We start from the raw sequence: 24854 nt of genomic DNA, 5'->3' as shown, positions 1-24854 counted from the left end.
TCAGCTTTCCGGAACGAGGAAGATCGCAGCGAGCGGCGGAATGGTGAGGCGGAGCTCGGGCGCCTTGCCGTCAACGGTCTGGACCTCGCCGATGTTCCCGACATTGGTGCCGCCATAATGGGCGGAGTCCGAATTGAACACCTCTTTCCACTTGCCGGCGAAGGGGACGCGGACGCGGTAGTTGCGGTAGACGTTGGGTGAGAAATTGAGGATCACCAGGCACCGCGCGTGCTCGTCAAATCCCTTGCGCAGCCAGGCAAACACGTTGCGGTTGGCGTCATCCGTGATCAGCCATTCGAAGCCGGCCTGGTCGCAATCCATCTGGTGCAGCGCCGGCACGGCGCGATAGAGCCGGTTGAGATCGCGGATCAGCGCCTGGATGCCCGAATGATATTTGTATTCGAGCAGGTGCCAGTCGAGCGACTGGTCGTGATTCCACTCACGGCTCTGGGCGATCTCGGCCCCCATGAACAACAGCTTCTTGCCGGGATGACCGAACATGAAGCTGTAATAGGCGCGCAAGTTCGCGAAGCGCTGCCATTCGTCGCCGGGCATGCGGCCGAGCAGCGAGCGCTTTCCGTGCACCACCTCGTCATGCGACAGCGGCAGGATGAAATTCTCGGAGAAAGCGTAGTGTAGGCCGAACAGGATCTCGCCGTGATGATGCCTGCGGTGGATCGGATCCTTGCTGATGTAATTCAGCGTGTCGTGCATCCAGCCCATGTTCCACTTGTAGCCGAAGCCGAGCCCGCCGAACTCGACCGGGCGCGAGACCTGCGGCCATGCGGTGGATTCTTCGGCGGCCGTGGTCGCCTGCGGGAAGCGGGCGAACAATTCCGTGTTGAAGCGGCGCAGAAAGTTGATGGCCTCGATGTTCTCGCGGCCGCCATACTGGTTCGGAATCCAGGCGCCGGGCGGGCGGCTGTAGTCGAGATAGAGCATGGACGCCACCGCATCGACGCGCAGGCCGTCGATGGCGTAGCGCTCCAGCCAGAACAGCGCGTTCGACACCAGGAAGTTGGTCACTTCGGTGCGGCCGTAATTGTAGATCAGCGTGCCCCAATCGAGGTGGCGGCCCTGCAGCGGATTGGCGTGCTCGTAGAGCGAAGTGCCGTCAAAGCTGCCGAGCCCGTGCGGATCATCCGGGAAATGACCGGGCACCCAGTCGAGCAGCACGGCGATGCCCTCGCGATGGCAGGCGTCGATGAGCGCGGCGAAATCCTCCGGCGTACCGAAGCGGCTGGTCGGCGCATAGAGGCCGGTCGGCTGATAGCCCCATGAGCCGTCGAACGGATGTTCGCTCACGGGGAGGAATTCGAGATGGGTAAAGCCCATGTCGCGGGCATAGGCCGGCAGCTGCTCGGCCAACTCGCGATAGGTCAGCCATTCGTCGCCGTTCTTGCGCCGCCACGAGCCGAGATGGACCTCGTAGATCGACATCGGCGCCGATAGCGCGTTGATGCCGTCGGGCGCAGGACGTGGCCGCGGCAGGTGCGCTTCATCGAACACGATCGAAGCCGTCTTCGGCCGAACTTCGCTCGCAAACGCCAAGGGATCGGATTTCAGCGGCAGCAGATGGCCGTGTGGTCCGATGATCTCGAATTTGTAATGGTCGCCCGCCCTGGCGTTCGGGATGAACAATTCCCAATAGCCGGCGCCGCGCACCCGCATGGGATGACGCCGCCCGTCCCAGAAATTGAAGTCACCGACCACGGAGACGCGTCGCGCATTCGGCGCCAGCACGACGAAGCCGATGCCGTCGATGCCTTCGAGCCGCATCGGATGCGCGCCGAGCTTGTCGTAGATGCGCTGATGGGTGCCTTCGCCGAGCAGGTAGAGGTCGAAATCGGTCAGGATCGGCGGGAAGCGGTAGGCATCCTCGAACTCGACGACGTTGTCGCCGAATTTGGCGCGGAGCTGGTAGTGCCTGGAGCCGTTGGGCAGGGCGCCGATGAACAGGCCTGAATCGTGGACCCGATCGAGCTTTGCCACCTCGCCGTGCTCGCCGATGGCCTCGACATTGGAGGCCTCGGGCAGGAAGGCACGCACCACGCTCTTGTCCCCCTCGGGGTGCAGCCCGAGATAGTGGAAGGGGTCGGAATGGCGGCCCTCGATGATCGCGTAGGCTTCGGCTGGCAGTTTAGGCATGGGCTTCGCTCTCGGCACTGGACAGAATGCGAAGCAGGCCGGTCAGCGGCGCATTGAGCCCCTCCGGCCGGTGGGACAGCTCGTACTCTACCTCGTCGAACGCTTGATCAAGCAGGAAAAACCTTAACATGCTTTCCGCGGAATGGTTCTCTTGCGGCCAGAGCCGCCGATCGGTCATGGCCTCGCGATAGGCGGACAGGAAGGTCGCGGTGGCGTGTTCGCGCCATTCGCCGAGCGCGGCCGCCAGGCGGCCCTGCTCGTCGCTGCCCCCGGAGAGGGCCCGGTGAAGTGCGGCGTTAACCGAAAGATCAATCGATCGGATCAGTCCCGCCACGTCGCGCGCGGCAGGCAGCTTGCGCCGCTTGTCGGCCAGAGCGAGATGCGGATCGCCGTCGAAATCGATGATGAAGATGTCGTCCTTCACGATCAGAGTTTGCCCCAGGCGGAAGTCGCCATGATGACGGATGTTCAACCCACCGATGTCGGATGGCAAGAGCGCATTGATGTGGTCCGGCAGGGTCGCGCGTACCGCGACCAATTGGTCGATCAGAGGTCGGTCGCCCTCGCGCAGGCCATCCCGGCTGTCGGCGAGCCGGTCGAAGACCCGCTCGGCGCGCGCCTTGAGATCCGAGGTCCAGCGCTTGATGTGCGCAGGACTGACCGGCTCCGGCGCGAGATCGGCGGCCTTTGCGGCGGCCAGAGCCACGTGCAGCTCGGCGAGCCGCCGGCCGGTCTGCGCGATGAAGTGCAGATAGGGCGCCTGCTCCTGGGTCACCCGGGGCATGTCGTCCACCGGCCCCAGCCGCTGCTCATCGATGTAGCGGTCGAGATAGCCCGTGGTCACGGTCCAGCCGTCGCCCTGGTTTTCGACATAGGCGTGCAAGACGCCGATCGCGCTGCGGCTATTGCCTTCGACCAGCTCGACGCTGCCAAGCAGCGCCGGCGCATTGGCGAAGCGGGCGATCTCGGTCAGGTAACAGCCGATCTCGATCTCGGGATTGATGCCGCTCTCGAGCTGGCGATGGATTTTCGCGACGTACTGGTTGTCGACCAGGGCCGTGCTGTTCGACTGCTCGACCGCACGGATGCGCGCCGGCTCCTTGATCGTGTATTCGGCGAAGCGGCTGGTCGGCTTGAACTCGAGCCGGAGATTGTTCTCGTCCACCACGAGGTTCTGCGACAAGCCTCGCAGGAACAGTCCGATGAAGATCTGGTCGGTGGCGACGTCGAGCAGCGTGCCTTCGCGCGCACCTTGACGCACGGCGGCGAGCGCCTTCGGGTTGAAGCGCTCGCGGTCGAAGCGCACCCATTCGATCTGCATCGGTAGCACGTAGCGGGTCGTTACGTCGTCCTGCGTCGTCTCGAAGAAGGCGATCCAGGGCCGGTTGTCGCCGATTTCGCTGAACGGCACCGCCGAGGTCAGCGTGGCCTGGATGTGCTTGGGATTGTGCTCGGGATACCAGCGCGTCCGCGACAGGAAGCCCGGCAGCACGTCGCGCTCGAACACGCCGCGCTCGCGCGCCAGCGACACCCAGTTCGAATTGACCGGCACCACCAGCGTCTCGAACTCCGGCACCGCGCGTGGCACGACCGGCTCGGACTTGTCGCGCTCGGTGAGCTGGAACCAGTAGAAGCCGTACGGCCCCAGCGTGATCATGTAGGGCAGCTCGCCGATCGCCGGGAAGCGCGTGCGGCCGAGCATCTCCTGTGGAATGCGGTCCTTCCACGGCGTCAGGTCGAGTTCGGTCGCCTGCGCCGCGCGCGACAGATTGGCGACGCAGAGGATGACTTCGTCGCGATACTGCCGGACATAGGCGAGCACGGACCGGTTCGCCGGGCGGATGAACGTCATGGTGCCGCGGCCGAAGGCCAGCGTCGACTTGCGCACCGAGATCAGCCGCTTGGTGGCGTTGAGCTGCGACGACAGGCTGCGCGACTGCGCCTCCACGTTGACCGACTCGTAGCCGTAAACGGGGTCCATGATCAGCGGCGCATAGAGGCGGGCGGGATCGGCGCGCGAGAAGCCGCCGTTGCGGTCCGGGCTCCACTGCATCGGCGTGCGCACGCCGTTGCGGTCGCCGAGATAGATGTTGTCGCCCATCCCGATCTCGTCGCCGTAATAGATGATCGGCGTGCCGGGGAATGACAGCAGCAGCGAGTTCATCAGCTCGATCTTGCGCCGGTCGTTGTCCATCAGCGGCGCGAGACGCCTGCGGATGCCGACATTGATGCGCGCGCGAGGATCGTTGGCGTAGGTGGTCCAGAGGTAGTCGCGCTCGACGTCGGTGACCATCTCCAGCGTCAGCTCGTCGTGGTTGCGCAGGAACAGTGCCCATTGGCAGCTCGCGGGGATGTCCGGCGTCTGCCGCAGAATGTCGGTGATCGGGAAGCGGTCCTCCTGCGCTATCGCCATGTAGATGCGCGGCATCAGCGGGAAGTGGTAGGCCATGTGGCACTCGTCGCCGCGGCCGAAATATTCCTGCACGTCCTCCGGCCATTGATTGGCCTCGGCCAGCAGCAGCTTTCCCTTGGAGTAGGCGTCAAGCTCCTGGCGCAGGCGCTTGATGATCGCATGCGTCTCGGGGAGGTTCTCGTTCGAGGTACCCTCGCGCTCGCAGAGATAGGGAATCGCGTCCAGCCGGAAGCCGTCGACGCCGGCGTCGAGCCAGCGCTTCATCACCTGGATGATGGCGCTGACGACGCGCGGATTGTCGAAGTTGAGATCAGGCTGATGCGAGAAAAAGCGGTGCCAGTAGAATGCACCGGCCTCGGGATCCCAGGTCCAGTTGGATTTTTCGGTATCCGTGAAGATGATCCGCGTGCCCTGGTATTTCTGGTCGGTGTCGCTCCAGACATACCAGTCGCGGGCGCTCGAGCCGGCCGGGCTGCGGCGCGCGCGCTTGAACCAATTGTGCTGATCCGAGGTGTGGTTCACCACGAGCTCGGTGATGACGCGCAGCCCGCGCTTCTGCGCTTCCTGGATGAAGCGCTTGAAGTCCTTCATCGTCCCGAAATCGGGATTGACCGAGCCGTAGTCGGCGATGTCGTAGCCGTCGTCGCGGCCGGGCGAGGGGTAGAACGGCAGCAGCCACAGCGCGGTAACGCCGAGATCCTGCAGATAAGGCAGCTTCTCGGTCAGTCCGGCGAAGTCACCGATGCCGTCATTGTTGCTGTCGGCAAAGGCCTTGACGTGGAGCTGGTAGATGATGGCGTCCTTGTACCAGAGCTCATCCACGATCTCGGCAGCCTCGGCCTTCTTGGTGTCGACGGAAGACAAAACATTCATGGCGTGATCCTTACGCCAGGCAGCGGAAGAGCAGGGCCGGATCGCGGTCGGGATCGATACGCAGCCTGATCCCGCCCCATTCGATGCGGGACTGTTCGCCTGTCATGAGATTTTCAAGAGCGGAAACGTGGCGGCGTTCGCCGCCGACGTCGATGGTGAGGTCGCCGAGCGGCAACCAGAACTCGCGCACATGGCGCGAGAGGGCGATGACGGCAACGACGGTGTTGGCCGGTTCAGCCGCCTCCTTGGCGAAGGCGATGGTCTCGCCGTCATCGATGCCGAGGAAGCGCAGATTGGTGGTCTGCTGCAGCGCCGCGTTGTCGTTGCGGATGCGATTGAGCGCGGTGATGTAGGGCTTGATGTTGCCGGGCTTGTCCCAGTCGCGCTGGCGGATCTGGTATTTCTCGGAATCCTGATATTCTTCGCGGCCGGGAACGGCTTCGTGCTCGAGCAGCTCGAAGCCGCTATAGAGGCCGTAATTACCCGACAGCATGGCGGCGAGCGCCACGCGCGATTTGAACATCCAGACCTCACCGCTCTGGAGATGGTAGGGCAGCAGGTCCGGCGTATTGACGAACAGGTTCGCCCGATAGAAGTCCCGCTCCGGATAGCGCGAAAGCTCGCCCAGATATTGCTCCAGCTCCCATTTCGCCGTGCGCCAGGGGAAATAGCTGAACGACTGCGCGAAGCCGAGCTTGGCGAGGCCCTTCATCAGCTTCGGTCGCGCAAAGGTCTTGGAGAACAGGATCACCTCGGGATGCCGCTGGCGAATGTCGCGGATCAGCCACTCCCAGAATGGCAATGGCGCGGTGTCGTGATTGTCGATCGCGAAGATGGTGACGCCGTGGTCGATCCAGAACAGCATGGCATCGCGCAACGCGTCCCACAGTCCGATCCGGTCGACGGAGGCGAAGTCGGGGATGACGATATCCGAATAGGGGCCGTCCGCCGACCGCACCGAACGGTCCGGCCGCCATTTGAACCATTCCGGGTGCTGCGTCAGCCAGGGATGATCCGGCGAGCATTGCACGGCGAAATCGAGCGCGAGCTCGAGGCCGTATTCCAGGCAGGTCGCCACCAGCGCGCGGAAGTCCTCGATGGTGCCGAGCTCGGGATGCAGCGCATCGTGTCCACCCTCGGCGGCGCCGATCGCATAGGGTGAGCCGGGCTCGCCCTCGGTTGCGACGGCCGCATTGTTGCGGCCCTTGCGGCGGGTGCGGCCGATCGGGTGGATCGGCGTGAAATACAGCACGTCAAAACCCATCGCGGCGATGTCGGGCACGCGCGCGATGCAGTCGCGGAGCGTGCCGTGCTGACCGGAGACCTGGCTCTGGCTGCGCGGCATCATCTGATACCAGGCGCCGAAGCGCGCGTTGTCGCGGTCGATGATCAGCGGGAAGTTCGCCGAGCGCGTCAGGTCGGGGCGCGCCTGGCTCTCGGCCATGGCTTCGCCGAGCTCAGTCGCCAGCAGCGGCGCGACATCGCCGCTGCCGAGATAGTTCTCGCATTGCCTGAAAATCACGGCTGCGGCGTCCTGCCGCGCGCTGTGCGCCTTGGTCAGCAGACCCGCGCCCTCGATGGCATCGAGCGTGACGTCGCTGCCGGACAGCTGCTTGCGTTCGATGCCGTGACGCCAGGTGGCGAATTCGTCGGTCCAGGCTTCGATGGCATAGACATACTGGCCGGGCTCGACGGGTGTGAACGCGCCGGACCAGCGGTCATCGCCATGATGGGTCATGGTCTCGCGCCGCCAGTCGCGCTCCTGCTCGCCGCGCCAGACCAGCGCGGCGCTGATGGCGGCGTCGCCGTCGCGGTAGATGTCGGCCCATACCTCGACCCGGTCGCCCGCGATCCGCTTCACGGCAAAGCGGCCGCCATCGATCAACGGATAGATATCTTCGATGAGGAAAGCGCTGCCTGAAGCGGCACTCTCGACAGTTTGAATTGTCTTGTTCACGGTGATGCCATTGACAAGAGTGCAGGGGCCCGTTTCCCTTGTCGGGAACCTACGCTTGGTACCTATATAGAAAGCCGCTTGTGTGTCATTGGTTCCCCTGGGAACGGGAGGCGCGGTTTGTGAGTTAAGTGCGACTAACCTCTTCCGCGACCACGTTAAAATCGATGCCCCCGGCCTGAGAATGGCCTGCAAGCTGCGTGCCGAATGGACCTTTTAGCCCAAGCCCGGATCAAGGGCGTTCAATCCGAATTCATCGATGCCCTCGGAAAGCTGCGGACCACCGCGCCCGAGGCGCTCAAATCCATCCTCGACGCCCTGCCGGAGAAGCGGGTCTACCGCTTTGTCAGTGGGCCTGTCGTGGTTCGTGCGCTGGGCAATCCGCGCACCGAGCTCGCGGCCATCGGCGCGGCGCCGCTGCAATGGAAAATCACCGGCAATGGCAATGCCATCGCGCAAGGCGAGACGCGCGAGCCGGTGATCGCCTGGCCCGATGGCCTGCCGCTCGGCTATCACCGGCTGACGCTGACCGATGCCGCTGGTACGACGGAAGAGGTGCCGATGATCGTGGCGCCCGAGCGCGCCTTCGGCGGCGATTTCGACCGCGGCTGGCTGCTCGCCGTGCAGCTCTACAGCGTCCGCTCCGACCGCAATTGGGGCATCGGCGATTTCACCGATCTGGCCGGCCTGGTCAGGCTCGCCAAGCAACTCGGCGCCGACGGCGTCGGGCTCAATCCGCTGCATGTCCTGTTCGATAATCATCCGGCCGATTGCAGCCCCTATTCGCCGAACAGCCGGCTGTTTCTCAATCCACTTTACGTCGATGTCGAGGCCATTCCGGAATTTTCGGCAGACCTGTTCCCGGACGCGGCCGCGACCGCCGCGCGGCTGCGCGAAGGTGACCGGGTCCCTTATGCCGATATGGCGGCGCTGAAATGGCTGGGCTTGCGCGCAGCGTTTGACAGTTTCGTGAAAACCGCGAGCGGTGTCCGCCGCAACCAGTTCGATGCCTTCCGCGCCGACCGGGGGGCACTGCTGGCGCGCTTTGCCTGCTTCGAGGTGCTCCGCCACCGCTTCGTGTCGCCGTGGTGGGAATGGCCGGTGGAATGGCAGCAGCCGGACGATGCCAAATGCGCGGAGCTTCGCAACGGTGCCGACAAGCATGAGGTCGAGTTCGTCGAATTCGTGCAATGGACGGCGGATTCGCAATTGCACGCCGCCAAGGAGCTGTCGGTCGAGCTCGGCATGCGCGTCGGGCTCTATCTCGACGTTGCGGTCGGCGTACAATCCAACGGCTTCGATGCCTGGAACGAGCAGACCGCGATCTCGCGCCACCTCGCGGTCGGCGCGCCGCCCGACGTGCTCAATACCGTCGGGCAGGATTGGGGCCTCGCCGGCTTCAATGCAGGCGGCCTGGAGGCGCAGTCCTTCGTGCCGTTCGCCAACATGGTGGCCGCCTCGATGCGGCACGCCGGCGCGATCCGGCTCGATCACGTGCTCGGACTGAAGCGGCTCTATTTGGTGCCGCGCGGTTTCAAGCCGGACAACGGCGCCTATGTGCAGATGCCGCTCGAGGCGCTGCTGGCCGCGGTCGTGCGCGAGAGCGTCACCCATAAATGCGTCGTGATCGGCGAAGACCTTGGCACCGTGCCGGAAGGTTTTCGCGAGACCATGCAGGATTTCGGCATCTGGTCCTACCTCGTCATGATGTTCGAGCGCGACGATGCCGGCCATTTCCGCAACATCGACCATTACCGGCCGAACGCGCTGGTCACGCTGAACACGCATGATCTCTGTACCTATGCGGGCTGGCGCTCGTTCAGCGATCTCAAGATGAAGCGCTCGCTCGGGCTCGATCCCGGCGAGGACGACCAGGCGCGCTGGAATGCGCTCGGTGGTCTCGACCAGATCCTGCGCCAGAACGGCATCAACGCCAACGATCTCTATTCGGTGCTCAATTTCCTGTCGCGCACGCCGTCGCGGCTGCTCGCGGTGTCGATGGAGGATCTGCTCGGCGTGATCGACCAGCCCAACATTCCCGGCACCATCGACGAGCATCCGAACTGGCGCCAGCGCCTGCCCGTCGCGCTCGACAAGATCGCCTCGAAGGTCGATCTTGCGGCCTTGAAGGCCGCGACGCGGGAACGTTCGCTGCACGGCGGGAGTTGATCGACCGGGATTTCCAGGGCTCGCAAGACATTGTCAGAGAAGATCGAGGACTATGCGCTGATCGGCGACTGCGAGACCGCAGCGCTGGTCGGACGCAACGGTTCGATCGACTGGCTGTGCTGGCCGGCCTTTGATTCCGACGCCTGCTTTGCCGCGATCCTCGGCACCCACAAGAACGGCCGCTGGCTGATCGCACCGGGCGAGGACGTCACCACAATCTCGCGCCGCTATCTCGGCGATACCCTCATCCTGGAAACGCGCTTCGAGACCAGGAGCGGCACCGTCGCGCTGATCGACTTCATGCCGCCGCGCGGCAAGGCCTCCGACATCGTGCGGCTGGTGCGGGGCCTCACGGGCACGGTGAAGATGCGGATGGAGCTCGTGATCCGCTTCGGCTTCGGCGTCGACATTCCCTGGGTGCGCCGCTGCGAGGATCGCTCGCTGCTGGCCGTCGCCGGCCAGGACATGACCGTGCTGCGCACGCCGGTCGAGACCCGCGGCGAGGATCTGACCACGGTTTCCGACTTCGAGGTCAAGGCCGGCGAGACCGTGCCGTTCGTGCTGACCTACGGTCCCTCGCACCTCGATCCGCCCGCGCCGATCGATCCCGAGATCGCGCTCCAGGAGACCGAAAAGTTCTGGAAGGACTGGTCCAGCCGCTCCACGCATGACGGCGAGTATCGCGATCTCATCATGCGCTCGCTGATCACGCTGAAGGCGCTGACGTTCGGGCCGACCGGCGGCATCGTCGCTGCGCCCACCACGTCGCTGCCCGAAAAGCTCGGTGGTGCCAGGAATTGGGACTACCGCTTCTGCTGGCTGCGCGACGCCACATTCACGCTGCTGGCGCTGATGAACTCGGGCTACACCGAGGAAGCCTCGGCCTGGCATAATTGGTTGCTGCGCGCAGCGGCCGGCTCGCCGGCCAATATGCAGATCATGTACGGCATCTGGGGCCAGCGGCGGTTGCTGGAATGGGAGGCGGGCTGGCTCGCCGGCTATGAAGGCGCCCAGCCCGTGCGCGTCGGCAATGCCGCGCATGCCCAGCTTCAGCTCGACGTCTACGGCGAGTTGATCGACGCCTTCCATCAGTCGCGTGTGGCGAAGCTCAAGCTCGACGATGAAGCGAACTGGGCGCTGGAATGCGCCGTGCTCCAGCATCTCGCCGAGGTCTGGGACCAGCCCGACCACGGCATCTGGGAGCGGCGCGGCCAGCCTCGTCACTACGTCTTCTCCAAGGTCATGACCTGGGTCGCCTTCGACCGCGGCATCAAGAGCGCCGAAACCTTCGGCTTCAAGGCGCCGTTGTTGCATTGGCGTACGCTGCGCGAGGCGATTCACCGCGACGTTTGCAACAGGGGCTTTGACGCGGAAGCGAACGCCTTCGTCGAGTCCTATGGCTCGAAGCTGCTTGATGCCAGCGTGCTGCTGCTGCCGGCGGTCGGATTTCTGCCCGCGGGCGACCCGCGCGTCCGCGGCACCATCGCGGCGGCCGAGAACTACATGATGCGCGACGGCTTCGTGCTGCGGCACGATCCCCGCGAGGTCTCCGAGGAGAAGCAACCGATCGAGGGCGCGTTCCTGGCCTGCACGCTGTGGCTCGCCGACGCCTGCGTGCTCGCGGGCGATCTCGACAAGGCACAGACGCTGTTCGATCGCGTGGTGGGCATCGCAAACGATGTTGGCCTATTGGCCGAGGAATACGATTCCATCGCGCGCCGCCAGACCGGCAATTTCCCGCAGGCTCTGACTCACATCGCGCTCATCAACACCGCGCACAATCTCTCGGCGGCACGGCACGCGAGCGAGAAGCCGGCGATGCAGCGGTCGAAGCAGTGACTTAACCCACCCCGTTCCGCTTCAGGATCATCTCCATCGCTTCCGCAAAACCATCCTGCTCGTTGGTCGCGGTGACGTTGGTGGCCTGGTCCTTGACGCTGTCGGTGGCGTTGCCCATGGCGATCGAGGTGCCGCTGACGCGGAACATCGCGAGGTCGTTCTGCATGTCGCCGATGGTGGCGACGGCATCGAGGGGAATGCCGAGCCGCTTGGCCATGGCCTGCACGAACGTCCCCTTGTCGAAGCCGGGCGGGGTGATGTCGAGATAGTAGGTCTGCGAGCGCACGGCGGTGGCCTCGCTGCCGAGCGCCTGCTGCATCGCCTTCTCGCAGGCCTCGAGGCCGGCGGCATCGGCGCTGGCGCCGACGATCTTGCAGGCGCTGGCGAGGTACGGCGAAAAATCCGTCACGATGGTCGGCTCGGACCGGATCGTGTGCTGCTCATGCGCGACGTATTTGCCGCCTGGGTTGTCGATCAGCCATTTGTCGTAGGTGAACAGCCAGATGTCGGCGCCGAATTCGCGCAGGATCTGCAAGCTGCGTGCGGCCGCGTCTTTCGGGATCAGATGCTGCTCGACCGGATTCATCTCGGGATCGACGATCGAGGAGCCGTTGAACGGGCCGACCGGCAGCCACAGTGCCAGCGGCTCGATCAGGAAGCGCATGCCGATCGCGGGGCGGCTCGAGGTGATGGTGAAGCCGATGCCGGCCTGGTGCAGCTTCTGCACCGCGGACCGCGCGCGGTCCGTCAGCGTCTTGTCCTTGGTCAGCAGCGTGCCGTCGACGTCGGAAACGACCAGTGAGATTTTCGTCATGGCAGTACCTTGATGACAGTCGCTTGGGTTACACGGCCTTGCTCTTGCCGCCGTCGAATTTCAGCTGCCGGATGATGCCGTCCACGATCGCCTCGACCGATTCGTCGATCGACGCCGTGATAACGTGCTCGCTCGCCTCCGGCGGCTCCAGCGTGTTGAACTGGCTGGTGAGCAGTCCGGGCGGCATGAAATGGCCCTTGCGGTGCGCGAGCCGGTCGGCGATCAGCTCCTGCGTGCCCTTGAGGAACACGAAGCGCACGTCGTCGCGTCCGCGCAGCAGCACGTCGCGATAGGTGTGCTTGAGCGCCGAACAGGCGATGATCACGTGCTCGCCCTTGTTGCAGACTCGCGCAATCTCGTCGGCGATGGCGTTGAGCCAGGGCCAGCGGTCCTCGTCGGTGAGGGGATGACCGGCCCGCATCTTCTCGACATTGCTCGCGGGGTGAAAGCTGTCGCCGTCCTCGAATCGCCAGCCGAGCCGCTTGCCGAGCAATTCCGCCACCGTGCTCTTGCCCGAGCCCGACACGCCCATCACGATCAACGCACAAGGTGCTTTAACGCCCGCCACGAATTCCCTCCGGAAGCGCGGCCCGGTCGACCATCCAGACGGTCTCACCATTCGAGCGCGCGCGTACAGCCGGCAGAGTCTCGCCATTGAGGAGGCGCGTCAAGATCGGTTGCTTGTCATGCCCGGCTATCTCGAACAGCATCTCGCGGCAGGACGCAAGCGCCGGCAGCGTCAGCGAGACCCGCGGTACGAAGGGCGCGACATTGGCCTTCGGCACGCCGACGACCCAGCGCCCGGTCTCCTCGATCTCGGGATAGCCGGGAAACAGCGATGCGGTGTGTCCGTCGGGGCCGGCGCCCATCAGGACGAGGTCGAACAGCGGTCGTGCCGGATCGAGGCTTCCGGAGCCGTAGAAGGCCTGCAGCTCCTGCGCATAGGCTTGCGCACTGTCATCGGGATTTTCGGCCGTGGTCGGGATCGGATGGATATGGCCTGACGGCGCATTGCGATCGAGGAAGGTCGCGCGCGCGACGGCCATGTTGTTGAGGGGATCGCTCTCGGGGACGAAACGCTCGTCGCCAATGAACCAGTGCACGCGATCCCAGGGGATCTTGCCGCGCCAGGCGTCGCTGCCGAGCAGCTGATACAGCTTCTTCGGGCTCGAGCCGCCGGTGAGGCAAATCGCGATCCGGCCGGAATTGGCCGCGATCCTGGCCATCACCCGTTCGGCTGCCGCCTGCGCCAGCGCCTCGGGATCGGCGACGACGATCAGCTTCGGCTCCCCGGCCGCCGCCATCACGAAAACTTCCGCCAGCTGCGGCCGTCGCGCTTGAGCAACTCGTCGGCGCAGGCCGGGCCATCGCTGCCGGCTTCATAGGTTTCGATGCCGTTGCTGCCTGCGGTCTTCCAGGCGTCGAGGAACGGTTGCACCGCCGCCCAGCCGGCCTCGATGCCGTCGGCGCGCTGGAACAAGATGTTGTCGCCGATCATGCAGTCGTAGATCAGTGTCTCGTAGCCGGTGGAAGGATCGGCGCGGAAATAGTCGCCGTATTTGAACTTCATTTCGACGCCATCGATGGTGATGCTCGGTCCCGGGATTTTTGCGTTGAACTGAAGTTCGATGGTCTCCGTCGGCGCGATGCCGATGGTGAGGAAGTTTTGCGACAGCCGGTCGACCGTCGTGCCCGAGAACATCGACAGCGGCGCCTGCTTGAACTTGATCGCCACTTCCGTGCGCTTGTGGCCCAGCGCTTTGCCGGTGCGCAAATAGAAGGGAACGCCGGCCCAGCGCCAATTGTCGATCATCAGCTTCAGCGCGACAAAGGTCTCGGTGGCGCTGCCAGGCTTGACGTCCTCGGTCTTGCGGTAGTCAGGAATGTTGTCGTCGCCGATGCGGCCCGCGAGATATTGCGCGCGCACCGAGTTCCTCAGCGCTTCCTCCTGGTCCGGCTGCTGGATCGAGGTCAACACCTCGGCCTTCTCGGAGCGCACGGAGTGCGCATCGAAGCGCGCCGGCGGCTCCATCGCGACCAGCGACATCAGCTGGAACAGATGGTTCGGCACCATGTCGCGCAGCGCGCCGGTGGCGTCGTAGAAGCCGCCACGATGGCCGACGCCGAGCTTCTCCTCGACGGTGATCTGGATGTGGTCGATATGGTTGCGATTCCAGATCGGCTCGAACATGCCGTTGGCGAAGCGCAGCACCAGGATGTTCTGCACCGTCTCCTTGCCGAGATAATGATCGATCCGGTAGATCTGGTGCTCGTCCATGATCTTCAAGAGTTCGCCATTCAGCGCCTTGGCCGATGCGAGGTCGGTGCCGAACGGCTTCTCGATCACGAGGCGACGCCAGGCGCCGTTCTCCTTCATCATGCCGGTGCGGCCGAGCTCGCGCGCGGTCGGTGCGAACGCGGCGGGCGGGGTCGCCAGATAGAACAGGCGATTGCCGCCGGTGTCCTGCGCGCATTCCAGCGAATCCAGATGCTCGCGCAAACGATCGAACGAGGCCGGGTCCCTCGCATCAGCTTCGACGAAGGTCACGCATTCCAGCAGCTTCCGGGCGATGTCGTCGTCCACGGGCCGTGTCGCGAATTGCTTCAGCCCCTTCAGCAGACTGTCGCGCAGTTCGTCATCCGACTGGCCCTTGCGGGCCACGCCGACGACGCAGAACTTTTCCGGCAACAAATGCTCGGCGGCGAGATTGTAGAGCGATGGCATCACCAGGCGATGGGTGAGGTCGCCGGTGACGCCAAAGATGACGAAGGCGCAATTTTCCGGCTTGCGCTTGGCTTGCGGGTCTTTTGTCACGAACTGTCGGCCTTCGCTTGCTTGTGGCTCTTACTTCGATTTCGAAGCGTCCGGCTGCTTCGGCTCCTTGTGGCCGCCGAAACCTGCGCGCATCGCGGAGAGAATTTTTTCGGCGAAGGTGTGTTCCTTGCGGGAACGGAAACGTGTGTAGAGCGCTGCGGTCAAGACTTCGGCCGGCACGGCCTCGTCGATCGCCGCATTCACGGTCCAGCGTCCCTCGCCGGAATCCTCGACGAAGCCGGAATATTCCGCGAGTTGCGGGCTGTCGGCGAGCGCGGTCGAGGTGAGATCGAGCAGCCAGGACGGGATCACGCTGCCGCGGCGCCAGACTTCGGCAATGTCGGCGAGGTCGAAATCGTAACGATGATCCGCGGGCAGGGCGTCGATATTGGCGTTCTTGAGAATGTCAAAGCCTTCGGCATAGGCCTGCATCAGGCCGTACTCGATGCCGTTGTGGATCATCTTGACGAAATGGCCCGCGCCGACCGGACCGGCATGGATGTAGCCCTGCTCGATGCGGGGATCGCGTCCGTCACGTCCCCCGGTGCGCGGAATGTCGCCGGCGCCGGGCGCGAGTGCCGCGAAGATTGGATCGAGCCGGTCGACCACCGGCTTCTCGCCGCCGATCATCATGCAATAGCCGCGGTCGAGGCCCCAGACGCCGCCGGAGGTGCCGACGTCGACATAGTGGATGCCGCGTGCCTTCAGCGCCTTGCCGCGGCGGACGTCGTCCTGCCAGAAGGTGTTGCCGCCGTCGATGATGACGTCGCCTTCCTGCATCACGCCCGCGATCGTCTCGATCGTCTGCTCGGTGATGCGGCCCGCAGGCAGCATCACCCAGGCTGTGCGCGGCCGCTCCAGTTTCGAGATGAACTCTTCCAGCGTCGCCGAGCCGACTGCGCCGTCGGCTGCGAGGCCGGCGACGGCCTTGGCGTCCTTGTCATAGACCACGGTCGAGTGGCCGTGGCGCATCAGCCGGCGAACGATGTTGCCGCCCATCCGGCCGAGGCCGATCATGCCGAGTTGCATTGAGATATTCCTCTTAATTCAGCGCGTCGTTAAGCGCCGCGTTGAGCGTCGCGAGACCTTTCTTGAGCGGACCCTTCAGGTGCACCCGAAGCGCGCGCCGGCCGCGCTCGGTGAGCACGTCGAAATCGCCGCGTGCCTGCGCCGCCTTGATCACGCCGAAGCTCGCTTTCTGGCCCGGTACGGCCAGGTCCTTGGCGTCATCGGCCGTGATCTGCAGGAACACGCCGCTGTCGGGCCCGCCCTTGTAGGCCTGGCCCGTGGAGTGCAGGAAACGCGGGCCGAATTCGGCGGCGGTCGCCAGATGCCGCTTCTCGAGCACGGCCGTCCGCATCTCCTGCAGCGCCTCGATGGTGGCCTTGTCGCGCGCGATGTAGCCGAGCAGGGCAAAATAATCACCGCGCCGCGAGCGCGTGATGTGCGCCTTGAGCCAGGAGGTGAGGTCGCCATTTGCTCCCATGGTGCGCAACGCGGCGGCGTTGGTGTCGTCGGTGTAGAGGTCGAACTCCGCGGTGCTCACCACGGGTTCTTCGGCCGGCAGCGCGCCGGTCTTCTCGTACGCCGACGTCAGCTCGCGGGTCTTGATCTTCGCCGCTTCGACGTCGGGCTGGTCGAACGGGTTGATGCCGAGGATCGAGCCTGCCACGGCGGTCGCCATCTCGAAGCGGAAGAACTCCTGACCGAGATGGTCGATCGACTTCATGACGATGCGGACGACGGGATGGCCCGCCGCTTCGATCCCGGCCAGCGCCGAATCGTGTGCGGCGTCCGTCTCGCCCTCGGTGCGGATGTCGATGAAGAAGCGGTCGTTGCCGTAAGCGGCGGATTCGACCAGCGGTTCGCCGGCAATCGGGATCAGGCCCTTGCCCTCTTTGCCGGTCGATTCCGCGATGAGCTGCTCGGCCCAGGCGCCGAAATCGGCGATCTTCTTCGACGCGAGGATCGTTACCTTGTCGCGGCCTTCGAGGCCGGCGAGGCCCATGGCGAGGCCGAGCTGCACGCCCGGGTTTTCGCTTGGCGGCACGTCCGGTCCGCAGGAGCGCGCCATCGCAAGCGCATGCTTGATGAAGGTCTTGACGTCGATGCCGGCGGTGGCCGCCGGCACCAGGCCGAACGGCGACAGCACCGAATAGCGACCGCCGATCGACGGCTCGCCATGGAAGATTCGGGCGTAGTTGAGCGTCTTCGCCGCCTTTTCCAGCGAGGAGCCGGGATCGGTCACCGCGATGAAGCGGAAGCCGGTCTTGGCCTTCGGGCCGAGCGCCTGCGCCACGCGCTCATGGAAATAGTCCTTCATCGCGTTCGGCTCGGTGGTGCCGCCGGATTTGCTGGAGACGATGAACACGGTGTTGGCGATGTCGATCTTGGCCTCCATCGCCCGCACCTGCGCCGGATCGGTGGAATCCAGCACGTGCAGCTTCGGGAAGCCCGCCTTCCTCGCAAAGGTCTCGGCCAGCACTTCCGGCCCCAAGCTCGATCCGCCCATGCCGAGCACGACGGCGTCGGAGAATTTCTGGCCCTTCACGCGGTTGGCATAGTCCTCGTAGTCGGCAATGTCGGCTTTCGCCGCGCTGTCGAGCCAGCCGAGCCATTTGTCTTCGTCCGTCCCGGTCCAGACCGATTTGTCGCGCTGCCACAGCCTGCGGATCTTGGCCGATGCGCGCCATTCCTCGGTGCTCTTGGCCACGGCCTTGCCGAGGCCGTCACCCAGCGAGAGCTGCTGGCGGTCGATCGCCGGCCCGAGCACGGTGGCGCGCTTGTGGGCGACGGCGCCGTAGAGCTTGTCGGCGGCGTCCGCAAACTGCTTGACGCCGTCCTTGACCAGCTCATCGGTGATGGCGTCGAGCGAGACGCCGGAGCGCTCCAGCTCTTCCAGCACATGGCGGGCGTCGTCGACGTTCTCTTCCAGGCTGTCGCGCGGCTTGCCGTGGTCGCGGAATGCATCGAGCGTCGCGGGCGGCACAGTGTTGATGGTGTCGGGGCCGATCAGCTCCTCGACATAGAGGACGTCGCTGTAGTCCTTGTTCTTGGTGCCGGTCGAGGCCCACAGCATGCGCTGCGGCTTGGCGCCCTTGGCGGCGAGCTTCTCCCAGCGGGGGCCCGAGAACAGCCGCTTATAATCCTGGTAGGCGACCTTGGCGTTGGCGATCGCGACCTTGCCCTTCAGCGCGGCGAGGCGCTCCTTTTCGGACGGGTCGTTGGCCCGCGCGATCTTCTCGTCGAGCTGCTTGTCGACCACGCTGTCGATGCGGCTGACGAAGAAGCTCGCCACGCTCGCGACATGCGAGGGGTCGCCGCCGCCGGCGACGTATTTCTCGAGGCCGGCGAGGTAGGCCTCGGCGACCTGGAGATAGACCGCCTTTGAGAACAACAGGGTGATGTTGATGCTGATGCCGTCGCCGATCAGCGTTTCGATCGCCGGCAGGCCTTCCGGCGTCGCCGGCACCTTCACCATCAGGTTCTTGCGATTGACGTCCTTCCAGAGCCGTCGCGCTTCAGCGACCGTGCCTGATGTGTCCATCGCCAGATAGGGCGAGACCTCGAGGCTGACATAGCCGTCATGGCCTTTGAGGCGGTCATAGACCGGGCGCAGCACGTCGGCGGCGTTCTGGATGTCCTCGACCGCGACCGCCTCGAACAAATCGGCCACGGTCCGGTCGCCGCGCTTCAGCGCCTTGCCGATCGGGGCGTCATATTCGTCCGAGCTGCCGATCGCCTTTTCGAAGATCGACGGATTGGAGGTCACGCCCTTGACGCCGTCGGTGTCGATCAGCCGCTTCAGGTCGCCCTTGGCGATGAAGCCACGGGCGAGGAAGTCCAGCCAGACGGCTTGTCCGTGCTTTTCCAGTTCTTTGACGGGATTCATGATGCTTTTTATCTCCAAGCCTGCGGGCGGAGGGGGTTTCCGCGCCGGTCCTGACGCGCTATCCTTTAGCCCACATGCTCCCGGGAGGGAACCAATCAAGGGTATTGGCGTCATTCTCTCAGTCTAACTCCGTCGCGATCATGGCGATCCAGGCGGGAGTCGTGCTTTTGCGTAATAAAAATTTGGCCGGGATGGTTCGGCCCAGACTTTTGTTGCGTCCAAGCCTTGTTGCGGTGAGCCTTGTTGCGGTGAGCCTTGTTGCGTGAGGACATCTGTCGCGTCGCGGAGTGTCGTCGGCGGTTATCGATCCGTCCGATCGTCATGGGCCGATCGCTATTGGCTTCATCGCGAATGGCCATGCTGGGGGAAGGCATGCACGCATGTCCTGACGGCGTTGCCGCCGCCAATCACCGGCCATCGATCGCGTCGGCCGTCTGCATCGGCGCATTCCATGATCTCGACATCGATCGATCCGTCATGCGGCTGCTGGTTGCGGCGGGCGTTGCGATAGCGCGGCCTCGTCCAAGCTTCGCGTTCAAGTCAGGCGCGGCAGCTCGTCTGCATCCGAGCCGCCACGCAGAACGACGTTATCCCTTCGGAGGGTTTGGCGACCGATTTTGATACAACGCTGCGCGCTTGCCGCGACATTCATGCTGCATGCAGTCCACGCATCGCATTGCAGCAGGGGAAGCATTGCAGCAGGGAAGATGAACGCGGCGCGCAAAGCATCGCCCTGCGAGCGTCATAAGTTCGCCGCTCGCAGATCGTCATGTTGCAGTGCCGGAGGGGACTCAGCCCCGGTATTGCCCGGATGTGGCGAGCGAGTGACATTTTTTGGAAAAGAGCGAAGATAGATAGAGATTCGCACAAATTACAGGCAAGTGCCTGTTCGTAATTCAGCGAGTGCCTACCTTGTACATTGCGTCGTGTCGGCACCCGGGTGTCCAATGAACGTCATGTGCTCACGCTGATTCGAAAAGCGGCCTGAGGAACGGTCCAGTAACTGCTTTCGTTTCAGCTTGTAGCGGAACTCACGCGGAGAGGGATCATGTACAACGATTCTCTATTCAACGCTTTCGCTCGGTCGTTCGAGGCGAGAAGCCAGCACGACATGTCGATGGCGGAATATCTGGAATCGTGTCGAAGCGATCCCATGAAATACGCGAACGCGGCCGAACGGTTACTAGCGGCGATCGGCGACCCTCAGACGATTGACACGGCCAAGGACCCACGCCTTGGCCGTATTTTTTTGAACCGCACCATCCGTACCTATCCGGCCTTCGCCGGCTTCTACGGCATGGAAGAAACCATCGAGCGCATCGTCGGTTTCTTCCGACATGCGGCGCAAGGTCTCGAAGAGCGCAAGCAGATCCTCTATCTGCTCGGACCGGTCGGTGGCGGCAAATCCTCGCTCGCCGAGCGGCTGAAGTCGCTGATGGAAGTGCATCCGATCTACGTGCTCAAGGCCGGCGATGAACTCTCGCCGGTGTTCGAGAGCCCGCTCAGCCTGTTCGATCCGGATAACCTCGGGCCGATGCTGGAAGAGAAGTACGGCATTCCGCGCCGGCGCCTCACCGGTCTGATGAGCCCGTGGTGCTACAAGCGGCTGGAAGCCTTCGGCGGCGACATCTCGCAATTCCGCGTCGCCAAGATCCAGCCCTCGCGGCTGCGCCAGATCGCAGTGTCCAAGACCGAGCCCGGTGACGAGAACAACCAGGACATCTCCTCGCTGGTCGGCAAGGTCGATATCCGCAAGCTCGAAACCTATGCGCAGAACGATCCCGACGCCTACAGCTATTCCGGCGGCCTCAATCGCGCCAATCAGGGCGTGCTCGAGTTCGTCGAAATGTTCAAGGCGCCGATCAAGATGCTGCACCCGTTGCTGACCGCAACGCAGGAAGGCAACTATATCGGCACCGAGAATATCGGCGCGATCCCGTTCACCGGCGTGATCCTCGCGCACTCCAACGAAGCGGAGTGGGCGAGCTTCAAGTCGAACAAGAACAACGAAGCCTTCATCGACCGCATCTGCGTCATCAAGGTGCCGTACTGCCTGCGGGTCACCGAGGAGCAGAAGATCTACGAGAAGCTGATCCAGGGCTCCGAGCTCGCGGCCGCACCTTGCGCGCCATCGACCCTGGAAACGCTGGCGCGGTTCTCGGTGATGTCGCGTCTGCGCAAGCACGAGAACTCCACGCTGTTCGGCAAGATGCGGGTCTATGACGGCGAGAGCCTGAAGGAATCCGATCCGAAGGCGCGCAGCGTCCAGGAATATCGCGATGCCGCCGGCGTCGACGAAGGCATGGACGGCGTCTCCACCCGCTTCGCCTTCAAGATCCTGGCTGCGACCTTCAACCACGACCCGCAGGAAGTCGCCGCCGACGCCGTGCACCTGATGTACGCGCTGGAGCAGTCCATCCGCCGGGAGCAGTTGCCCGAGGAAGTCGAGAAGCGCTATCTCGAATTCATCAAGGCGGACCTTGCGCCGCGCTACGCCGAGTTCATCGGTAACGAGATCCAGAAGGCGTATCTCGAATCCTACTCGGACTACGGCCAGAACCTGTTCGACCGCTATGTCGACTATGCGGATGCATGGATCGAGGACCAGGACTTCAAGGATCCCGACACCGGCCAGCTGCTTGATCGCGAATTGTTGAACCAGGAACTGACGAAAATCGAGAAGCCGGCGGGCATCGCCAACCCCAAGGATTTCCGCAACGAGGTCGTCAAATTCTCGTTACGGTCCCGGGCCCAGAACGGCGGCAAGAACCCGACCTGGACCTCCTACGAGAAGATTCGCGATGTGATCGAAAAGCGGATATTCTCTCAGGTCGAGGACCTGCTTCCGGTCATCTCGTTCGGTTCGAAGAAGGACGGCGAGACGGAGAAGAAGCACGGCGAGTTCGTCGCACGCATGGTGGAGCGCGGCTACACCGAGCGTCAGGTTCGCCGACTGGTCGAGTGGTACATGCGTGTGAAGCAAGCCGGTTGAGGCGGATGAGAAAGTGGCCATTCACATTATTGACAGGCGCCTGAATCCAGGCGGCAAGAGTCTTGAGAACCGCCAGCGGTTCTTGCGTCGGGCCAAATCCCTGGTGCAGGGCGCCGTCAAGAAGACCTCGCAGGAACGCGACATCAAGGACGTCCTGGAGGGTGGTGAGGTCACGATCCCGCTGGACGGCATGCACGAGCCGCGGTTCCGCCGTGAAGGCGGGACGCGCGACATGGTGCTGCCCGGCAACAAGAAGTTCATCGAGGGTGACTATCTGCAGCGCTCCGGCCAAGGCAGCGCCAAGGATTCCGGCCCCGGTGAAGGCGACAGCGAAGACGCCTTCCGCTTCGTGCTGAGCCGCGACGAGTTCGTCGATCTCTTCCTCGACGATCTCGAACTGCCGGATCTTGCCAAGCGCAAGATCGCGCAGACCGAGAGCGAAGGCATCCAGCGCGCCGGCTACACCACGTCGGGCTCGCCCGCCAACATCTCGGTCAGCCGCACCGTCAAGCTCGCGCTCGCCCGCCGCATCGCGCTCAGGCGTCCCAGCAAGGAAGAGATCGAAGCGCTGGAAGCCGAAATCGCCGCATCGACCGACGAGGACGAGCGCGCGGAGCTCGTCGCCCGGCTCGAAAAGCTCAAGGCGAAGACCAAGCGCATTCCCTTCATCGATCCGCTCGACATCCGCTACCGCCGCTACGAGAAGGTGCCGCGGCCGGTGGCGCAGGCCGTGATGTTCTGCCTGATGGACGTCTCCGGCTCGATGTCCGAGCACATGAAGGATCTGGCAAAGCGCTTCTACATGCTGCTCTACGTGTTCCTGAAGCGGCGCTACAAGCATGTCGAGATCGTCTTCATCCGCCACACCGACCGCGCCGAGGAGGTCGACGAGCAGACCTTCTTCTACGGCCCGGCCTCCGGCGGCACACTGGTGTCCAGCGCGCTGCAGGCGATGCACGAGATCGTGCGCGAACGGTTCAGCCCGGCGGACTGGAACATCTATGCCGCCCAGGCTTCCGACGGCGACAATTCCTATTCCGACGGCGAGCTCACCGGCCTGCTGCTGACCGAGAAGATTCTCCCGGTCTGCCAGTTCTTCGCCTATCTCGAGGTCGGGGAAGCCGGCGGCAGCGCCTTCGATCTCTCGGATTCCTCGCTCTGGACCCTCTACGAGCGCCTGCGCAACTCCGGCGCACCGCTCTCGATGCGCAAGGTTAGCGAGCGCAGCGAGATCTTTCCGGTGTTCCACGATCTGTTCCAGCGCCGCGATACTGCTCAGGAGAAAGCCGCTCAATGACGGAACGCTTGTTCGAAGGCGCCGATTGGGATTTTCACACCTTGCAGCGCATCACCGATGCCTGCGAGGAGGTGGCGTTGAAGGATCTCGGGCTCGACGTCTACCCGAACCAGATCGAGGTCATCACGGCCGAGCAGATGCTGGATGCCTATTCGTCCGTCGGCATGCCGCTGTTCTACAAGCACTGGTCGTTCGGCAAGCACTTCGCGTACCACGAGGCGTCCTACCGCAAGGGCCTGATGGGCCTCGCCTATGAGATCGTGATCAACTCCTCGCCCTGTATCTCCTACCTCATGGAGGAGAACACGGCGACGATGCAGACGCTGGTGATCGCGCACGCGGCCTTCGGCCACAACCACTTCTTCAAGAACAATTACCTGTTCAAGCAGTGGACCGATGCGGAGGGCATTCTCGACTACCTGGATTTCGCCAAGAACTACGTCATGCAGTGCGAGGAGCGCTACGGCCGCACCGAGGTCGAGCGCACGCTGGATGCCGCGCATGCGCTGATGTCGCATGGCATCGATCGCTATCCCGGCAAGAAGCAGCTGGATCTGCGCGAAGAGGAGAAGCGGGCAGGGCGCCGCCGCCAGCACGAGGAGGAAGTCTTCAACGACCTCTGGCGCACCGTGCCCAAGGGCGCCTCGAAGGCTCGGACCGCGATCTCGCTCGAACGGCGCCGCAAGCTGCTCGGCCTGCCGCAGGAAAACCTGCTCTACTTCCTGGAGAAGAGCGCGCCGCGCCTGGCGCCCTGGCAGCGCGAGCTCTTGCGCATCGTCCGCCACATCGCCCAATATTTCTATCCGCAGAGCCAGACCAAGGTGATGAACGAGGGGACGGCGACCTACGTCCACTATCGCATCATGACCCAGCTGCATCAGCAGGGCCGCATCACCGACGGCAATTTCCTCGAATTTTTGGGATCGCACACCAATGTGGTGTTCCAGCCCGAATTCGACGATCAGCGTTTCTCCGGGTTTAATCCCTATGCGCTCGGCTTTGCCATGATGCAGGACATCGAGCGCATCGTCACCAGTCCGTCGGACGAGGACCGCGAATGGTTCCCTGACATCGCCGGCAAGAACGACGTGATGGGCGTGCTGCGCGACGTCTGGGCCAATTACCGCGACGAAAGCTTCATCGGGCAGTTCCTGAGCCCGAAGTTGATGCGGCAATTCCGCATGTTCCACCTGCACGACGATCCCGAGGAGCGCGCCGGCATCCGCGTCGACGCCATCCACGACGAGCGCGGTTTCCGCCGCGTCCGCCGCGAGCTGGCCCGCCAGCACGACGTCGGCTACATCGACGCCAACATCGAGGTGGTGGATGTCGACCTCTCCGGTGACCGCCGGCTGATCCTGCATCATCGCGTCATCAAGGGCTCGCAGCTCAACGAGACCGATGCCAAGCGGGTGCTGCAGCACCTGGCCGATCTCTGGACCTACGACGTCGCGCTGATCGAGGTCGATGCCAGCGACAAGGTGCTGCGCGAATATGTCGTGAGCCCGCGCCCGATCGCGGCGGCAGTGGCGTAACGCCGCCGCAACTCCTGGCCGATAGCTCGCCCGCGGCCCAACCTTCGAGACGCCCGCCTTTGGCGGGCCCTCAGGATGAGGACGGAGTGGGTGGCAACTGTTTCGACAGCGGA

Annotated in this window: 15 protein-coding genes; 6 read left to right on the top strand and 9 right to left on the bottom strand. The window is 64.0% G+C overall.

Features of this window, described 5'->3' with window-relative positions:
* The 3 genes from glgB to NLM32_RS36650 are packed head-to-tail and all read right to left on the bottom strand — an operon-like array spanning position 1 to position 7391.
* On the bottom strand, positions 1 to 2148 hold the full coding sequence (gene glgB / locus NLM32_RS36660; protein WP_254133559.1) for a 1,4-alpha-glucan branching protein GlgB: 2148 nt from the start codon (positions 2146 to 2148) through the stop codon (positions 1 to 3).
* Positions 2141 to 5434, bottom strand: a complete 3294-nt coding sequence (treS, locus tag NLM32_RS36655; RefSeq protein WP_254133558.1) for a maltose alpha-D-glucosyltransferase — start codon at positions 5432 to 5434, stop codon at positions 2141 to 2143. The genes glgB and treS overlap by 8 nt, the downstream gene beginning before the upstream one ends.
* A gap of 10 nt (positions 5435 to 5444) precedes the next feature.
* The gene (locus tag NLM32_RS36650) at positions 5445 to 7391 is read right to left on the bottom strand and encodes a maltotransferase domain-containing protein (RefSeq protein ID WP_254133557.1); all 1947 of its coding nucleotides are present in this window, start codon (positions 7389 to 7391) and stop codon (positions 5445 to 5447) included.
* Between the two features lie 204 nt (positions 7392 to 7595).
* Here NLM32_RS36650 and malQ point away from each other — a divergent pair, with 204 nt between their 5' ends.
* Both malQ and NLM32_RS36640 read left to right on the top strand, forming a co-directional pair.
* Positions 7596 to 9557: a 4-alpha-glucanotransferase gene (gene malQ / locus NLM32_RS36645; RefSeq protein WP_254133556.1), complete on the top strand. Its 1962-nt coding sequence runs from the start codon at positions 7596 to 7598 to the stop codon at positions 9555 to 9557.
* A 30-nt stretch (positions 9558 to 9587) separates the two neighbouring features.
* The gene (locus tag NLM32_RS36640) at positions 9588 to 11396 is read left to right on the top strand and encodes a glycoside hydrolase family 15 protein (protein ID WP_254133555.1); all 1809 of its coding nucleotides are present in this window, start codon (positions 9588 to 9590) and stop codon (positions 11394 to 11396) included.
* Position 11397: 1 nt separating this feature from the next.
* Here the strand turns inward: NLM32_RS36640 and NLM32_RS36635 are convergent, their stop codons facing one another.
* From NLM32_RS36635 to NLM32_RS36610, 6 genes are read right to left on the bottom strand one after another with little or no spacing between them, the layout of a single operon-like run.
* Positions 11398 to 12210, bottom strand: a complete 813-nt coding sequence (locus NLM32_RS36635) for an HAD family hydrolase (protein ID WP_254133554.1) — start codon at positions 12208 to 12210, stop codon at positions 11398 to 11400.
* Positions 12211 to 12238: 28 nt separating this feature from the next.
* Positions 12239 to 12778, bottom strand: a complete 540-nt coding sequence (locus NLM32_RS36630; protein WP_254133553.1) for a gluconokinase — start codon at positions 12776 to 12778, stop codon at positions 12239 to 12241.
* Positions 12765 to 13514, bottom strand: coding sequence for a 6-phosphogluconolactonase (gene pgl, locus NLM32_RS36625; RefSeq protein ID WP_254133552.1), 750 nt, complete (start codon positions 13512 to 13514; stop codon positions 12765 to 12767). The genes NLM32_RS36630 and pgl overlap by 14 nt, the downstream gene beginning before the upstream one ends.
* A complete protein-coding gene (gene zwf, locus NLM32_RS36620; RefSeq protein WP_254133551.1) occupies positions 13514 to 15025 on the bottom strand; it encodes a glucose-6-phosphate dehydrogenase in 1512 nt (503 codons plus the stop codon). Before zwf ends, pgl begins: the two co-directional genes overlap by 1 nt.
* A 30-nt stretch (positions 15026 to 15055) precedes the next feature.
* A complete protein-coding gene (gene gnd / locus NLM32_RS36615; protein WP_254133550.1) occupies positions 15056 to 16054 on the bottom strand; it encodes a phosphogluconate dehydrogenase (NAD(+)-dependent, decarboxylating) in 999 nt (332 codons plus the stop codon).
* A gap of 13 nt (positions 16055 to 16067) precedes the next feature.
* Positions 16068 to 18917: a bifunctional transaldolase/phosoglucose isomerase gene (locus NLM32_RS36610; protein WP_254133549.1), complete on the bottom strand. Its 2850-nt coding sequence runs from the start codon at positions 18915 to 18917 to the stop codon at positions 16068 to 16070.
* 258 nt (positions 18918 to 19175) lie between these two features.
* Here NLM32_RS36610 and NLM32_RS36605 point away from each other — a divergent pair, with 258 nt between their 5' ends.
* From NLM32_RS36605 to NLM32_RS36590, 4 genes are all read left to right on the top strand, one after another.
* Entirely contained in the window at positions 19176 to 19538 is a 363-nt protein-coding gene (locus NLM32_RS36605; RefSeq protein WP_254133548.1) for a hypothetical protein, read from the top strand.
* A 427-nt stretch (positions 19539 to 19965) separates the two neighbouring features.
* Positions 19966 to 21909, top strand: a complete 1944-nt coding sequence (locus NLM32_RS36600; RefSeq protein WP_254133547.1) for a PrkA family serine protein kinase — start codon at positions 19966 to 19968, stop codon at positions 21907 to 21909.
* A gap of 19 nt (positions 21910 to 21928) precedes the next feature.
* Complete coding sequence (locus NLM32_RS36595; RefSeq protein WP_254135509.1) at positions 21929 to 23206, top strand: YeaH/YhbH family protein; 1278 nt, start codon at positions 21929 to 21931, stop codon at positions 23204 to 23206.
* Positions 23203 to 24741, top strand: a complete 1539-nt coding sequence (locus tag NLM32_RS36590) for a SpoVR family protein (RefSeq protein WP_254133546.1) — start codon at positions 23203 to 23205, stop codon at positions 24739 to 24741. Before NLM32_RS36595 ends, NLM32_RS36590 begins: the two co-directional genes overlap by 4 nt.
* Positions 24742 to 24854: the final 113 nt, after the last annotated feature.

Origin of the sequence: Bradyrhizobium sp. CCGUVB14 (assembly GCF_024199935.1) — a bacterium.
GTDB lineage: Bacteria > Pseudomonadota > Alphaproteobacteria > Rhizobiales > Xanthobacteraceae > Bradyrhizobium.
Note: the sequence above shows the minus strand (reverse complement) of the source record. Positions and strands in the feature narration are given on the sequence as shown.

Bases quoted from the DNA above. Each gene is read 5' to 3' on its own strand.
- glgB (WP_254133559.1), bottom strand. From the start codon at position 2,148: ATGCCTAAACTGCCAGCCGAAGCCTACGCGATCATCGAGGGCCGCCAT.
- gnd (WP_254133550.1), bottom strand. From the start codon at position 16,054: ATGCAACTCGGCATGATCGGCCTCGGCCGGATGGGCGGCAACATCGTT.
- NLM32_RS36610 (WP_254133549.1), bottom strand. From the start codon at position 18,917: ATGAATCCCGTCAAAGAACTGGAAAAGCACGGACAAGCCGTCTGGCTG.
- NLM32_RS36635 (WP_254133554.1), bottom strand. From the start codon at position 12,210: ATGACGAAAATCTCACTGGTCGTTTCCGACGTCGACGGCACGCTGCTG.
- NLM32_RS36600 (WP_254133547.1), top strand. From the start codon at position 19,966: ATGTACAACGATTCTCTATTCAACGCTTTCGCTCGGTCGTTCGAGGCG.
- pgl (WP_254133552.1), bottom strand. From the start codon at position 13,514: ATGGCGGCGGCCGGGGAGCCGAAGCTGATCGTCGTCGCCGATCCCGAG.
- malQ (WP_254133556.1), top strand. From the start codon at position 7,596: ATGGACCTTTTAGCCCAAGCCCGGATCAAGGGCGTTCAATCCGAATTC.
- treS (WP_254133558.1), bottom strand. From the start codon at position 5,434: ATGAATGTTTTGTCTTCCGTCGACACCAAGAAGGCCGAGGCTGCCGAG.
- NLM32_RS36590 (WP_254133546.1), top strand. From the start codon at position 23,203: ATGACGGAACGCTTGTTCGAAGGCGCCGATTGGGATTTTCACACCTTG.